We start from the raw sequence: 15676 nt of genomic DNA on the forward strand, positions 1-15676 counted from the left end.
AGAAAAGCGAAGAGTTTCTATCTCTTCGCTTTTTCTATTTAGTTGATCTCTCTTTTTATTTGACTTAAAATAGTTGGATCTTTTATTTCATTATCTTTTGCTAATAATAAAACTTTTGAGATGACTTCTGCAGATTTAGGATCATCATCAGCAAAAGGTAAAAATATTCGACCTCTATGTTGCGATTGCACAGGTAAAATAGATAAATACAAACCTGGTACTTGATGCACAACAGCGCTTCCTAAATGTACACTATATTCTGCCATTTCTCCTTTTATGTAAGCATGACTTCCTTTTGTTTCGACATTTTTCAGTTTGAATAATCGAGTCGTTTCATTTAATAAAACTGTTCGCATTTCAATTGTAGAATGACTTGCTTCAGGATCAACACTGCCAACATGAGCTACACTAACGACCAAATCAATGTCACGCATTACTTCCGAGAAAATTCGAGGATTAATTTCTTCGAAAGGAATATTTTTATGTGTTTTTAATGAATGAAATTCGATAGTTTCTAAAGTTGGACTTTCAACATCAGCTGGAGAAAACCAATCTGCCAAAGCATATAACTTAACTTGATAACCTTCTTTGTGAAAAACCTTTTGCAAACCTTCTTCGTAATCAACTTTCCAGCCTCGAGTTTTCAATAAAGCTAATGTTTGCTTTGGTTGTACTTGATGTCCTGCATAGCGACGAGAAATAGATTTCTCCTTCAGTTCATCTGCCGTAGGAATATATAATTCTCTGAAAATTTGTTTAAAAGGTTGCTTTAATTTTTGATCAAAACAATAATGTTGGTAATCACTCCAAACAGAATTTTGATGTAAATCATAACAATGTGCAATTCTGAAAGTTTCTGTAGAATCAATAGATTGTAAATTCCCTTTTGCGTCCTTTAATTGTCCGTTTACATAAAAACCAATTGTATTTTTGCTTGAAATAAAAACTAATTTCTCTAAATGTTTTGAAATGATTGGATGCGAAAATAGATTTTCAATTTCTGAAAATAAAAATTCATCTCCACGAATCATCGCTTCTTCTAATCCTTTTCTCGAACGAGTAAATTGTTCTCGCAATGTTTTACGATAATTGGTTAGCTCGACAACTGCTTTGTCTTTTTTTAGTTTTGGAGGAATCGATTTTAATTGTTTATCACCTTTAAAAGTTACCAAATCTGCTTTTCCGTCTTCATCAATAATCAAACCTATTGTTGTACCATCAATTTCGACTTGTGTATCTTTTGATAAAATTTGCTGAACTTGTTGCGATTCCATTGCCCAAGTTAAACGAATAGGATCTGGATAACCTGCATTTCTTGCTAAGTTTTCTAGTGCAACTCGCAAAGCTAAAGCTTCGCTTGTTTGCTTCATCGATCCGAACTCTCTACTTTCTTTTTTGAATTGTTGTAAATATTCATAGCGAGATAAAACATCTTTTTCTGCATTTGTTTTGCTCAATGGAACCAAACCGTAAACACGCAAATAATCTTGATCTCGTTTATCTTTTACTTTGGCTGTAACTTCTCTAATTTTTAAATCTCCTGTCAAAGTATCTGCATAAAGTCTTGCTCTACGATGTCCATTTCCGTCAGAAATATATTTCGCAGCTTCGTACAAAATCTCCCAACGCGATTTTCCTAATTCTTTATATGCTTTTGTAAACCAATCTTTGTCAACAGCTCCATCTTTGAAATCTTGAATATCAATTGAAGAATATTTTGCAACTTCACTTTCTAATTCAGCATTTTCAGCTTGATATCCAGATGTTTTTGTATGCGCATGCATCCACCAAATCGCGGCGTCTAAACCTTTCCAATCTAAATAATTACTAACTAATTTTTGCCATTGAGGAGCATAAACAGAGGCTTCGATTAAACGACTTTCTGAAATTTTAGCTTTCTTTACTAATTGATTGAATTCTTCTTGCGTATCAGTTTCTAGCGGTAAACATCGTTTAATTAAGAAACTAAATAACTTTTGTTTTGTAACATCTGTATAATGCCAAGAATAAATGTATCCTTTGAAAAGTTTAGCTTTTCCGAGTTTATCTAAAATTTCAACAAAACGATTTATTCCGTAAATATGCTCAAAACTTTGAACAAATTGAGTGACATTTGTATTGGAATCTCCACGTTTTAGCTCAACATCTAGAAATTTTTCTCGAATATTTTCAATCATTTCAGTTAAGAAAGGAAAATCTTCTTGCATGGTTTTACTTCCTTGGTAGCGATAATTTTTTCGATCACTTGTGATTTCATTGATACGATCAGGATCTAGAATTCCTTCGTACATTTCATCTTTTGTGATGAATTTATTTTGGTAAGCCAAACAATAAATATAAAGCGGCGGTTTATTAAATTTTATATTTTCTTCTAAACCATAGTATTGACGCCATCTGTAGATATTCCAAACTTTTTGGACATCATCTTTTTCTAGATTAATAAGGTTTATTTTGTTCAGGAAAACATCAAAAAAGCGTTCGTTTTGCCAACCATTTCCAAATTCTTCGTTGTAATAATAATTGTTTTTATCTCTTTTACTTTGATAATTAATAACGTCTTTTGGTAAGGCAGAAAACAATTGAATTGTCCCATCAATCACGAAATTATTTGCATCTTCAAACGGGAATTTTTCTTGTAGAATAAACAAAATTGATTTTAAAGGATTGTTCCAATAATAATCAGTTTTTAAAGGATTTGGAATTTTTCCTTTGTTATAGAACACATAATTTTCTAAAATAGTTCGCCAAACTTTTCGATCACATTCTTCTTCCATCGTCAATAAATAAAGATCGATAGGTGTTAACTTGCTGTCTAAATACCATTTTTCCCACGTTTCGTGTAGCGGATAATTTGCAAATTTTTCGTCAGTAGTTAAGTTTTGAGTATTTCGTTTCAAAGGATTAAAACTATTTCCCAGCAAATCTGTAATTACGCTATTGTTCCAATCTTCATACTCATATTCGTAATCTTTATTTTGAAGATAAAGATCTTTCAATTGTTCTAAATTTTTAACAATTTCGTTTTCAGATTTAGAAAAACCGTATTTATTTTTCTTTGTATGATTCAAATAAACCGAATTTTTATCCAATTTAGGTAATTCGAACGGCGTAATATTAGCTGGATTGTAAATTCCAAAACCATTTTCTATAGATAAAATATCGTTAGAACTTTTTGGATCTAATTGTTTTAAAAGAATAGTTTCTTTTTCAGTGATTTTTTTGCGCTCGTTAAAAGAATTGACAGTTTGTTTTATAAAATCAGTAGCACGTTTCTCTTTGTTTAATTGTAATAAAATATCTAATCCCGCCAAACGCTGTTCAGCATCACCTTTTTCAATTAAATTTTGAGTAAATGATGAAATGTTTTCATCATTTTGAAGAAGAATTAATTGAATCAAATGTTTGCGAAGATTGGCACCTTTTCGTTTAAATAAATCTTGAATCGATTCAATTTCTTGTTGATTTAATTCTGTATGTTTCAACGTATTTAAAGCAGAAGCAACAATACTTTCGCCACGATCTTTAATCGTTTTTAAGGCAAATTCTCGTTGAAAATCAGATACTTTAGTTGTCGATTTTTTCTGATCCATATAATAATACGAATAACTGTAAAAATCTTTTAATACCAAACGCGATAAAGATTCGCGTAACGAAAGACTTAATTGATCAAATTGAGCTAAAATTCGTTCAAGTTTTGTTTGATCTTCTCCAATCAAATTAATTGCAACTGAATATAAATCGTCTTTCGAGAATTTTGTATTTAACCAAGAAAATACTTTTCCTTCGAATGTTTTTTCCTTTTCTTGAATTGTTTCTGCAAGATGTAAAACTTTATCAAAAAGACCAATTAGAGTATCATCGTTAGGAAATTTGAATGATGAAGTTACAGAAATCATTCGCGGTAAAAAGAAAGAGAAAATTTGTAAATTAACTTCGTCTAAAGCTTTATTATAAAGCCTTATTTCTTTTTCGTAAATAGAAGTTTCGCTTGCAAATTTTAATGCTAAACATTTCTTTTCAATTGTTCCTTTGTCAAGTAATTTTTCTACATAATTTAATGAAGCATCAATATCTGTAACACCTTGCGACCAAAGTGCCATATAAACTTCGTTGTTATTTTTGCTTTCTATTCCTTTTTCAATCGTTTCAGGATGAGTCAAAAATTGATCAGAAAAAGCTAAGATATTACGAATTGTTGTTTCTTTTTCAGCTTCCCAACCCAATCCTGTCCAAGTATCTACAGCGCGAACAACAGAAGAAAAACGAGCTAACTTTTCATTAATAATAACTTTTATCAAAGATTGTAATGCGCCAACACTTGTTTCGTCTAAGGTTTCGAGAATTGTTTGTCGCAAACCTTCTTGTCGCTGTGCAGAAAGTAAAAGTTTTTCAACCAATTCCCACGCTTCAGGTTTATGAGAATTTAATAATGCTTTGATAATATTTCGTGAAACTTTTCCTATAGGATCTTTTCCATAAATAATATCTTCCATTAATTGATAAATCTGTTGATTTCCTTCATCTATCATTTCAGACCAAATCAATGTGTAACTATCATTAATACCGATGTCAGAAGAATATCTAATTTGCTCAACAATTGGTAAATCATAGTATTTATAGCCTTCGGAAGTGTATTGAGAAGGTTTTGTCAATAAATTTCGTAGAAAATTGATTTGTTTGACAAGAATGTAATCTTTTTGATTTGGTGCGCGGAAAGAACGTCTGTAATATCCCGATTGATAAATTCGTTCAGACATTTTATTCCAACTATTTTTTACATAAGGAGCCAATTCTTCACCATAAAAAAGTTCTAATAATTTATAGTATTTTTTATCTTCCCAGATATTGTCAGAAATTAATTCTTTTAATTTGAAAAACGGCTTAGTACCGTAATCAATTTCTGAGTAATAATCCGTGTTACCTTTTAGAATTAACAATCCTAATTCGGCAACTTCTTTTTTGATTGATTTTGGTAAAAGAGAAAGTTCTGTGGATTTTTTTAATTTTTTTTCTAGCTCTTTTGATTTGTTTTTTGTCTCAAATGGAGTCAAAATTTCAATAAGTGTAGGCATATTTTTTTAAGTTTAGTTTGTTTTACCAATAACTTCCAGCAAGGAAAGTAAGTCGTATAAATGTAAAAGATTGATTTGATGTTAATGAAACTTCTTCTGCTAAATCTTCAAATTGTTGATCACCTAAAAATATAGCAAACATACCGTCTTCAAAAGCTTGTCGTGCGGTTTCTTGTGCTTTGGATAAATCAGCTTTGTTCTCGTTATAAATACTTGAAAAACCTACTTTACCTGATTCAATTAATAGTGGTAAATAGTTTTCTTTTGGAAGTTTTTGCACATCTTCGTCTTCTTTTTCTATCGGTTTTTGATTGTAATTTTCAACTTGTTGTTGAACGATAAAATCAAGAAGCTCTTGAATAGAAATTGTATCTTTTTGTGTATCAATATTTATCGGCTGTTCAGCTAGAATTGGGTGTTTTTTACCTAATTGTTTCACATTGACGTGAATAGTTTTCATATAAGTTTGTGTTAGTATGAGTTTTCTAAAATTAATAAAAATAACCTTTTGCAAAGATTAAAGTTTTGCTAAAGTTAGACTGTTTTATAACAAAAAAACTCACTAATTCTGATGAACTAATGAGTTTATATTTTATTATCGAAAGGATATTTTATAAAGTGATTTTAGCTAAATAAGAATCTCCTTCGGTTTTTATTTTTGTACATTTTAATTGATGATATTCGCACGCATTTTTTAACGTATCAAAATCCAAATACAACCATTGAATAGGTTCTTCTTGCTCGCCTTTATAATGAACCGTAAAATCTAATTCACCATAATAATTTCCATTGCTCGGAATCCATTTTCCACCGTCTTCGTCTTCATCAAACATATAAATAATGTCGGTTCCATCAATCAAAACTTGACCATTTTCGGCTAATAAATTTTTGATTTTATCTAAGAAAACATTGATTAAAACTAAATTCTGAAAAATTCCGGTTCCGTTCATCAAAAATAGAATCGTATCATATTTCTCAGTATCATTGATTTCAAGGAAATTCTGAACTTTTGCATTGTTAATTCCTCTCAACAAACAAGTTTCAATTGCTTTTGGAGAAATATCAATTGCTAAAACATTCAACCCTTTATTTTGTAAATAAAGTGAATGAGAACCCGCTCCACAACCAACGTCCAATATTTTTCCTTTTGATAAATCCAATGCTTTTTGTTCCAAAGTTGGCATATCATCATACTCTCGAAAAAGATAATCGATTGGCATTACATCTAACTCTGAAATAGATGTTTCTGTATAGAGATCTTCGGGCGAATGATTGGTTTGATAATCTAAAATTGCCTGTCCGAAAAGGTCTTTCATGTTATTTTTATTTTTATGTTCTGATTGATACAGAAACTTTTATTTATTATTTTTTGCTAAAATTGCCTCAACAATTTGTTGTGCATGTACGCGCGAATTTTCGATGAACCAAATATTCGTCAACATTCCGCCACAAACAACGCCTGCCAAATATAAACCATCTACATTTGTTTCCATTGTTTCAGGATTGTAAGTTGGCGTTTTTAATTCATCATCGCTGAAAGTTATTCTACAATTCTCCAAAAACTTGAAATTTGGATGATAACCAGTTAAGGCTAAAACGGTATCATTTTCAATTGACAAATCACCTTCTGGCGTTTTGATGTGAACTTGTTTGTCATCAATCGAAGTAATATTTGAGTTGAAATAAGCCTTGATACTTCCTTCTGCAATTCGATTTTCGATATCTGGACGAACCCAATATTTTAGTCGGTGTGTAAATCCTTCTCCGCGAATTACCATTGTTACATTTGCACCTTTTCGATAACATTCTAAAGCTGCGTCAACAGAAGAATTATTCGCTCCAACAACTACCACATTCTGAAAAGAGTAGGGATGTGCTTCTTTGTAATAATGATGAACTTTTTGTAAATCTTCTCCTTCGATATTCATCAAATTTGGAATATCATAAAAACCAGTTGCAAGGACTACATTTTTAGCTGAATAATTATTTTTTGAGGTTTTAATCTCAAAATGATTTGCTTCTACTTTATTAATTGCTTCAACTTCTTCGTAAAGATTGAGATTGAATTTAAAATATTTATGAATGTTTCGATAATATTCTAACGCCTCTTGTCGACCAGGTTTTGGCGCAATACAATTAAAAGGGATTTCTCCGATTTCTAAACGCTCTGGTGTCGAAAAAAAAGTCATATATAAAGGATAGTTGTACAAACTGTTTGTCAAAGCTCCTTTTTCTATAATAATGTAAGAAAGATTGTTTCTTTTCGCTTCTATTGCACAAGCCAAACCGATTGGTCCAGCGCCAACAATAATCAAATCATATTGTTCTTTCATGATGCAAATTTACGGATAATCAATTCGTAATATTTATGATTTTTTTCAAATTTTAATAAAATAAATGTTTAACTATTTGGATTAACAAAAAATATTAATAATTTTGTTTGACAATTTTGTCAAAAAGTAAAAAGCCGAATAATAATGAAAGATGATACGGAAGAATTAATAAAAGAAACAGCAAAAAGAATGTTTTTTGCTGAAGGTAGATTTCATGCAACGACACAGGAAATAGCTGATGAAGCGAAAGTGAATAGAACGTTGATTAATTATTATTTCAGATCCAGAAACAATTTAATTAGTATTATTTATGAAGAGGCAACTCGTGTAAGTAATGAAAAATCTCGTTCAATTTTTGATAGAAACCGTGATATAAGAGAAATGATTGGTGAGTTTATCGAAGATTCTATTGCAACTTCTATCAAATATCCATACTTGGAAACTTATATTGTAACAGAAATGAATAAGAACAACTTAGTTTGTTCTAAATTAATGAAAGACGATTTAGATGAGCTTATTGTTGTTTTTTATGAACGTTTAGAAGAAGAGATGGAGAAAGGAACTATTAAAAAAATGGAACCAATTCAGTTTCTATTGAATATGATTTCGTTGATTAATTATCCATTCACGATTCGCCCACTTCTGCAATTGGATTTGAAATTGAGTGATGCAGATTTCAAACGTATTCTTTCAGATCGAAAAGAAATTATTCTCAATACACTTTTTAATAATAAATAAATCGATGAAGAGGTTTAAACAATTTTTTTCTCTAGCAACTGTAGCATTAATGAGTGTTACCAATGCACAAGAGATTATTTCATTAAAAGAAGCAGTCAATTTTGCGTTAGAGAACAAATCTGATGCGAAAAGAGCGGATTTAGCAATCAAAAAAGCTGAATACAAGATTGATGAAGCTAGAGCAGGAGCTTTACCACAAGTTAGTGCAAATGCAGGTTTGCAGTATAATCCAATTGTTCAGGAAATGGCTTTAACAATGGGAGGTCAGACAACTGTAATTAAAATGGGACAACCATGGAACTCTAGTTTGGGTGTTAATGTTTATCAAAATTTATTTGATCAACGAGTATTTACAGGACTTAAAGCAGCAAAAACAACACGCGAGTTTTATCAAGTAAATGCAGATTTAACGGACGAACAAATAATAGAACGTGTTGCGACTGCATATTATCAAGTTTTTGTACAAGAAGAGAAACTTAATACGATAGAAAAAAGTTTCGAAAACACAAACAAAGTTCAGAAAGTAATCAAAAGTTTGGTTGATAATGGTTTGGCAAAACCTATTGATTTAGATAGAATCATCGTTCAATTAAATAATATTTCTTCGTCACGTCAACAATTAATCAATGCGGTTCAGATTAGTAAGAACGCGCTAAAATTTTACATGGGTTATCCTATTGGTCAAGAAATTAATTTAGAAGAGAATTCAATCGAGCCAAATAGTTTGTTAATTGAAGATCAGGTTGATGTAGAAAACAGAACAGAGTATAAAGTTTTATCTAAACAAAGAGAATTACTTGGTTTTGCAAAAGAAGCAGAACGAGCAAATTTGTATCCTACAGTGGGTTTATCTGGTAATTATGGAGTACAAGGTTTTGGAGAAAAGTTTATAACGTCAAAAAGTTACACTTGGTCAGATTTAGCTTCAATAGGATTGAGTGTTAAAGTTCCGATTTTTTCTGGAGGATCTACTAAAGCGAAAATAAATCAAGCAGAGATAGATTTATTAGATATTGAAGAACAAATAAATGATACTAAGCTTGGATTAGATTTAGAATATCAAAATGCGAAAGCTCAAATAGAAAATACGTTGAAAAGCGTAGATATACAGAAAGAGAATGTTTCTTTAGCCGAAAAAGTTTTAGGAAATACACAAAATAACTATCAACAAGGTTTAGCAAATTTGACGGAAATTTTAGATGCTGAAAATGCATTAACAGATGCAAGAAACAACTATTCTAATGCTTTGTTAGAATACAAAATTGCTGAAGTTGCTTTGATAAAAGCGAAAGGAGATTTAAAAACATTAATTCAATAATAGAACCGATTTTATATGAAATCAGTAAAAACTTTACTTTATATATTAATTGCAGCCGGATTAATCGGTGGTGCAGTTTACATCATCAAAAATAATAAAGCAAAACAACAAGAAGAAGTTGCAATTGTAAACGAAACAAACAACGAAGTTGTAGTAAATACTGTGAAAGCAAAATATGAGAGTTTAAACTCAGATTATTCTTCTAACGGAACTTTTGCACCGTCACAAGAATTAAGTTTTCCTTCAGAAATTTCTGGAAGAATTGTTCGTGTTTTGGTTGATGAAGGGAGTTATGTGAAAGTTGGACAAACTGTAGCAACAATCAAAAAAGATGCAATTGAAGTTGATATGACACAAGCGCAAAATAATCTGCAAAATGCAATTATTGATAATCAACGTTACGAAAATGCTTTCAAATCGGGAGGTGTTACAAAGCAACAATTAGATCATTCACGTTTACAACTTAAGAATGCTCGTGCTGCTGTTAATGCGCAAGGTATTCGCGTAAGTGATACGAACGTAAGAGCTACTATTTCTGGAATAATAAATAAACGTCATATAGAGCCAGGATCTGTTGTTGCACCAGGAACATCCATGTTTGATATTGTAAATGTTTCTAAATTAAAGTTGAAAGTAACGGTTACAGAGAGCGAAGTAGTGAATTTACGTGTAGGAAATTCGGTTAAAGTTTTAGCAAGTGTTTTTCCTGATCAAGAGTTTGTAGGTCGTATTTCGTTTATTGCGCCTAAAGCAGACGAATCGTTAAATTTCCCTATCGAAATTGAAGTTTCTAATAATTCTGGTCTTAAGGCTGGAATGTACGGAACAGCCGTTTTCTCAACAAAAGATGATGTAAATGCAGGGAAAAATGTTTTGATTGTTCCAGCAAATGCTTTTGTAAACGGAATTAGTTCTGGTCAAGTTTTCGTGGTAGATAATAATGTGGCAAAATTGACAAAAGTTGTAGTTGGTAAAACTGTTGGAACAAACGTTGAAATTGTTAACGGAATAAAAGATGGAACTGAGATTGTGACAAGTGGTCAAATCAATCTGAAAAACGGAACTAAAGTTAAAGTGGTTAAGTAAGAAATTCTTCAATGAAATTAGCAGAAATATCAATTAAACGTCCATCGATGATTATCGTGCTTTTCACGATACTTATTTTGGGAGGATTGTTTAGTTATACGCAAATGGGATACGAATTGATCCCGAAATTTGAAACCAATGTTGTTACAATTTCTACTGTTTATCCAGGAGCTTCGCCAAATGAGGTGGAGAATTCTGTAACAAAAAAGATAGAAGATGCTGTTGCTGCATTAGAAAATGTAAAAAAAGTAGAGTCTAAATCATACGAAAGTTTATCTGTTGTTATGGTGACGCTAAATGCTGGTGCAAATGCAGATTTAGCGTTAAATGATGCGCAACGTAAAATAAATGCTATCGAAAAAGATTTGCCAGATGATGTAGACCCGCCTTCGTTAACAAAATTCTCGTTGAGTGATTTACCAATTATTACAGCGGGTGTAACGTCTGATAAATTGACAGAAAAAGATTTGTACGATTTATTAGACAAGAAAGTTGAACCCGTTTTATCTCGTGTAACTGGTGTTGCACAAGTAAATTTGATTGGTGGACAAGAACGTGAAATTCAAGTAAGTTTAGATCCTGTGAAATTAAAAGGTTACGGATTATCTGTACCACAAGTTCAGCAGGCAATCTTGTCTTCTAACTTAGATTTCCCTACAGGAAGTGTAAAAACGCGCGAAAATTCGACAATTATTCGTCTTTCTGGGAAATATAAATCAGTTGATGAATTAAATAGTTTAGTAATTTCTTCAAAAAATGGAATTCAAGTTCGTTTATCAGAAGTTGCTTTTGTGCAAGATTCTCAAAAAGAAGTTGAAAAAATAGCCCGTGTTAATCAGAGCTCAGCAATTATTGTTCAGATTGTAAAACAATCAGATGCAAATGCTGTTGCTGTTTCTGAATTGATGAAAGAAACAATCGCAAAAGTTGAAAATGATTATAAGAAAGAAGGTTTAAATATTCAAATTGTAAATGATACTTCAGACTTTACGTTAGCTGCCGCAGATCACGTTATTTTCGATTTAGTTTTAGCTGTTATTTTAGTAGCAGTTGTAATGTTGTTATTCTTACACAGTATCCGTAATGCCTTTATTGTAATGGTTTCTATTCCGGCTTCGTTAATTGCTACATTTATTGGTATGTATTTAATGGGGTATACGCTAAATTTAATGTCTTTACTTGGATTATCCCTTGTTGTTGGTATTTTGGTGGATGACGCGATTGTAGTATTAGAGAATATTTACCGTCACATGGAGATGGGAAAATCAAAGGTTAGAGCATCGTATGACGGAGCGAAAGAAATTGGATTTACAGTAACCGCAATTACATTAGTTATTGTGGTGGTATTTTTACCAATTGCGATGAGTACAGGTTTAGTTTCTGATGTAATTGCCCAATTTTGTGTTACTGTAGTTATCGCAACTCTGTTCTCGTTGTTGTCATCGTTTACAATTGTACCTTGGTTATCATCTCGTTTCGGAAAGTTAGAACATATTACAGGAAAAAATCTTTTTGAGAAATTTATTCTTTGGTTCGAAAAACAATTAACAAAGTTTACTCATTTTATTTCTAATTTATTAGAGTGGTGTTTAAAATCGACTTTGCGTAGAGTAGGAGTGTTTTTTGGAATATTTGCTGTCTTAATAGGAACAACAGTTGTCCTAATGGGAGGTGGATACATTGGAGGAGAATTTTTCCCTAAAACAGATAAAGGAGAATTTTTGGTTCAGATGGAACTGCCGAAAGATGCTACGATTGAAGAAGCTAATTTTGTAACTCAAAAAGCAGAAAAGTTTTTACGTGGTAAAAAAGAAGTTGTTGATATGATTACAACAGTTGGTCAAAGTTCGGAAGGATTTGGAGCAGCACAAGCAACAGCTTATAAATCTGAAATTGATGTTATTTTGAATGATAAATCAGAACGTACAGATAATTCATTCATTTATGCAGCAAAAATTAAAAATGAATTGCAAAAAGAGTTAGTAGGCGTAAAAGTAAAAACGGTTCCTGTTGGTTTAATTGGAGCTGAGCAAGCGCCGATTGCTTTAGTTGTAACTGGATCTAATTTAGAAAGTGCAATGAAATTTGCAGAATTGGCGAAACATGAGTTAGAGCAAATTAGTGGTTCTTCGGAGGTGAAATTAACAACAGAAGCAGGAAATCCAGAGATTAATGTACAAGTTGATCGTGATAAAATGGCTACTTTAGGATTAAATCTTCAAACGGTTGGTCTTACAATGCAAACTGCTTTTTCTGGAAATACAGATGGAAAGTTCCGTGCAGGTGAATACGAATATGATATTAATATTCAATACAACGATTTTAATCGTTCAAATATTGACGATGTTCGTGGATTAATTTTCGTGAATGATAAAGGACAACAAATTAGATTGGATCAGTTTGCATCAGTCACACAAAGTTCAGGACCAAGTTTTTTAGAGCGACGCGATAAAACACCTTCGGTAACAGTACAAGCACAAGCTGTTGGTAGAACTTCTGGTGATGTTGTAGCAGAGTTTAAAGAAAGATTGAAAACAATCGAAAATAAAAAAGCTACTGGTGTTTCTTATGTATGGAGTGGTGACGAAGAAAATCAATCCGAAGGGTTTGGAACATTAGGTTATGCATTAATTGCAGCAATTATTTTAGTATATTTAGTAATGGTTGCATTGTATGATTCTTTTATACATCCATTTGTTGTATTATTCTCTATTCCATTATCATTAATCGGAGTATTTGTAACTTTAGCTTTAACAAATAATTCATTAAATGTTTTTACCATCCTTGGTATGATTATGTTAATTGGATTAGTGTGTAAAAATGCCATTTTATTGGTCGATTTTACAAATCATCGTAAAGAAGCTGGTGAAACAACGTATAATGCATTAGTACAAGCCAATCATGCACGTCTTCGTCCTATCTTAATGACGACAATTGCGATGGTTTTCGGTATGATTCCGATCGCCTTAGCAAAAGGAGCAGGAGCGGAGATGAACAACGGTTTGGCGTGGGTAATTATTGGTGGATTAGTATCATCATTATTCCTAACCTTAATTATTGTTCCTGTGGTTTATTCTTTATTAGATAGTTTAATGAATCGTCTATTTAAAGGTGAAAAAACAGATTATGAAGCAGAAATGGTTGCAGATTATGAAGCAAGACAAATAAAAGAAGAGTGGGAAGAGTAATCTTCTGTTTTTAGATATTTTTAATAATGAAAGGTCGCATGTTATCGTGCGACCTTTTTTATTTTTAACTATTTCTAGTGAGTTTTAAAACGAATAAAACCACTATTTTTGAGCAGATTTTAAAGATACATATAATGAAGAAAATTCTTTTTTTAGCCACAATTTTTATTGCTATAACACTATCAGCACAACAAGTCACTAATACGCTAGAAGGTGTTTTTACTACAAAAGTAAAAGACGAATTATATAACCCGTTAAAGTTTGATGGAAAAGGGAAAGTTACCATAAACGAGTTTGGAGAAGATGGTTATGAGTTTTTTGAACGTAACGATTCGGTTATAATCTTTGTTGATAAAACTGTATTTGTTTTCAAAAAAGAAAAGAATCAATTAAAGGGAATTTCAGATTGGGTAGATAAAAAAGTGTATAAATCAAATTTGAAATATTTCGAAAATAAACCGCAAACTGATGCTAAATTAGCACAACGTGCAAGTTGGATGGCTCAGAATTATGATATCAATTTTAAAAATAATGCAACTTTTTTGTTTGATTTAGACGAAAATAGTCTGAATAAAAAACTGAAAGAAAATGAACAAGCGAACGAAAAGCTTTGTAAAGAAGGTTTTGATGAAAGTTGTAAAATTGTATTTGCTTATAAATTTGCTGAACAATCTGGTGGTGTTTTCGAAACATTGACAAATGCTGAAAATATCACAATCAAACCAAATAAAGAATTACAACAATTAGCACAACGCGTAATTGACCTAGGTAACCCAGATGGTTATGGATTGTTTTATACATATTATTATTTTACAGGAGAAAAAGAAAAAGCTGAACAATCCTTACAAAAAGGAATCGATTTAGGTTCTCCGTATTGCGCCGAAATATCATTAAATACTGCACTTTCTGAATTAGAAAATAGTATGAATGAAGAAATTGAAGAGACAGAAGAATAATATACTTTATTAATATATAGAAGGAGAGCAATTCGCTCTCTTTTTTTGTTTTCAATAATGTTTTCTCAAGTCCCTTTCGCTTCGCTACAATTTTTCCGAGCTGTTAACCACAAAGTATCCGCTGTTGGTTAGCTTGAAACAGCAAACCATCACCGTCTAATCATTCCTCGCAGTAAAACTGATGTAATTTAAGAAAACTGTCCCCTCGAGGGGACTATAGGGGTGTTTAGAAGTTTACGTATTAAGTAATAAATTTTAATTTAAAAAATTCTTCATTCACCCATATTTGCTGAACTTGTTTCGGTATTACAACTCAAGAATATCATAAAATGTCATTGCAGAAAAGTCGAGAGTCAAATCGGCGTAATGAGCGTTAAAAATGATTTATTGTTCGCATTTTATATGCGAATGATCTAAATCATTTAGCGAACAGCCGTTTTTGACCGACTTGTAAGCATAGACTTGATTTTTTTGTTTCGTTTTTGTATCAAGACAAAAATGAAAAGAATTTCACTTTTTCATTCAATCTATCTACAGAATTGTGTTCTCTTTTTTTTATAAATACACAATTATATGCCCTTAAAAGGACACTAACCTCACAAGGTCTCAACTTTATTCCACAAATATTTCCCATGTTACCAATCACTTAAGGAAATAATGTAAAATAAATGTAAAGTTGGTTTGGAAAAACGGAAAAATGGGTTGTATATTTGCAATCCCAATACGAAAGACGAGTAGTATTGAAGTTGACATAAGGACTTAAAATACCGCCAAAATTATTTAAAAATAAATTTGCGAGTTTAGAATTAAGTTTTACCTTTGCAAACCGATTCCGAGAGGAGTTTAGGAGTGAAGTTAAAATTGACTTATTAAAATAAAATTTTCAAATTTTTTAAAATAAAATTTGGTAGTTAAAAAATAAGTTTTACCTTTGCAACCGCTTACAGAAACAGAGAAACGCAGTAAGTTTGAAACTGAGAAGTTC

Annotated in this window: 9 protein-coding genes; 5 read left to right on the top strand and 4 right to left on the bottom strand. The window is 31.4% G+C overall.

Translation table 11 applies throughout. The annotated features are described in order from the left end of the window. Positions 1–38 precede the first annotated feature (38 nt). The 4 genes from QHG34_RS03785 to QHG34_RS03800 form a co-directional block, all read right to left on the bottom strand. On the bottom strand, positions 39–5072 hold the full coding sequence (locus tag QHG34_RS03785) for a DUF4132 domain-containing protein (RefSeq protein ID WP_282628833.1): 5034 nt from the start codon (positions 5070–5072) through the stop codon (positions 39–41). A 22-nt stretch (positions 5073–5094) separates the two neighbouring features. Next, a complete protein-coding gene (locus QHG34_RS03790; protein WP_282628834.1) occupies positions 5095–5532 on the bottom strand; it encodes a hypothetical protein in 438 nt (145 codons plus the stop codon). A gap of 151 nt (positions 5533–5683) precedes the next feature. Beyond that, on the bottom strand, positions 5684–6388 hold the full coding sequence (locus QHG34_RS03795) for a class I SAM-dependent methyltransferase (protein WP_282628836.1): 705 nt from the start codon (positions 6386–6388) through the stop codon (positions 5684–5686). Between the two features lie 39 nt (positions 6389–6427). Then, complete coding sequence (locus QHG34_RS03800; RefSeq protein ID WP_282628838.1) at positions 6428–7405, bottom strand: YpdA family putative bacillithiol disulfide reductase; 978 nt, start codon at positions 7403–7405, stop codon at positions 6428–6430. 144 nt (positions 7406–7549) lie between these two features. Here QHG34_RS03800 and QHG34_RS03805 point away from each other — a divergent pair, with 144 nt between their 5' ends. The 5 genes from QHG34_RS03805 (at position 7550) to QHG34_RS03825 (ending at position 14691) form a co-directional block, all read left to right on the top strand. After that, on the top strand, positions 7550–8143 hold the full coding sequence (locus QHG34_RS03805) for a TetR/AcrR family transcriptional regulator (protein WP_282628839.1): 594 nt from the start codon (positions 7550–7552) through the stop codon (positions 8141–8143). Between the two features lie 4 nt (positions 8144–8147). Then, positions 8148–9461 carry a TolC family protein gene (locus tag QHG34_RS03810; protein WP_282628840.1) on the top strand — a complete coding sequence of 438 codons (1314 nt, stop codon included), beginning with the start codon at positions 8148–8150 and terminating at the stop codon, positions 9459–9461. Between the two features lie 15 nt (positions 9462–9476). After that, a complete protein-coding gene (locus QHG34_RS03815) occupies positions 9477–10547 on the top strand; it encodes an efflux RND transporter periplasmic adaptor subunit (protein ID WP_282628841.1) in 1071 nt (356 codons plus the stop codon). 11 nt (positions 10548–10558) lie between these two features. After that, entirely contained in the window at positions 10559–13735 is a 3177-nt protein-coding gene (locus QHG34_RS03820) for an efflux RND transporter permease subunit (protein WP_282628842.1), read from the top strand. Between the two features lie 134 nt (positions 13736–13869). After that, positions 13870–14691 (top strand): hypothetical protein, encoded by an 822-nt coding sequence (locus tag QHG34_RS03825; RefSeq protein ID WP_282628843.1) that lies wholly within the window; start codon positions 13870–13872, stop codon positions 14689–14691. Positions 14692–15676: the final 985 nt, after the last annotated feature.

The organism is Empedobacter sedimenti (assembly GCF_030005555.1).
Lineage (GTDB): Bacteria > Bacteroidota > Bacteroidia > Flavobacteriales > Weeksellaceae > Empedobacter > Empedobacter sedimenti.

What these genes read in the sequence shown, in the direction of transcription:
- QHG34_RS03785 (WP_282628833.1), bottom strand. Translation starts at nt 5,072, where the DNA reads ATGCCTACACTTATTGAAATTTTGACTCCATTTGAGACAAAAAACAAA.
- QHG34_RS03790 (WP_282628834.1), bottom strand. Translation starts at nt 5,532, where the DNA reads ATGAAAACTATTCACGTCAATGTGAAACAATTAGGTAAAAAACACCCA.
- QHG34_RS03795 (WP_282628836.1), bottom strand. Translation starts at nt 6,388, where the DNA reads ATGAAAGACCTTTTCGGACAGGCAATTTTAGATTATCAAACCAATCAT.
- QHG34_RS03800 (WP_282628838.1), bottom strand. Translation starts at nt 7,405, where the DNA reads ATGAAAGAACAATATGATTTGATTATTGTTGGCGCTGGACCAATCGGT.
- QHG34_RS03805 (WP_282628839.1), top strand. Translation starts at nt 7,550, where the DNA reads ATGAAAGATGATACGGAAGAATTAATAAAAGAAACAGCAAAAAGAATG.
- QHG34_RS03810 (WP_282628840.1), top strand. Translation starts at nt 8,148, where the DNA reads ATGAAGAGGTTTAAACAATTTTTTTCTCTAGCAACTGTAGCATTAATG.
- QHG34_RS03815 (WP_282628841.1), top strand. Translation starts at nt 9,477, where the DNA reads ATGAAATCAGTAAAAACTTTACTTTATATATTAATTGCAGCCGGATTA.
- QHG34_RS03820 (WP_282628842.1), top strand. Translation starts at nt 10,559, where the DNA reads ATGAAATTAGCAGAAATATCAATTAAACGTCCATCGATGATTATCGTG.
- QHG34_RS03825 (WP_282628843.1), top strand. Translation starts at nt 13,870, where the DNA reads ATGAAGAAAATTCTTTTTTTAGCCACAATTTTTATTGCTATAACACTA.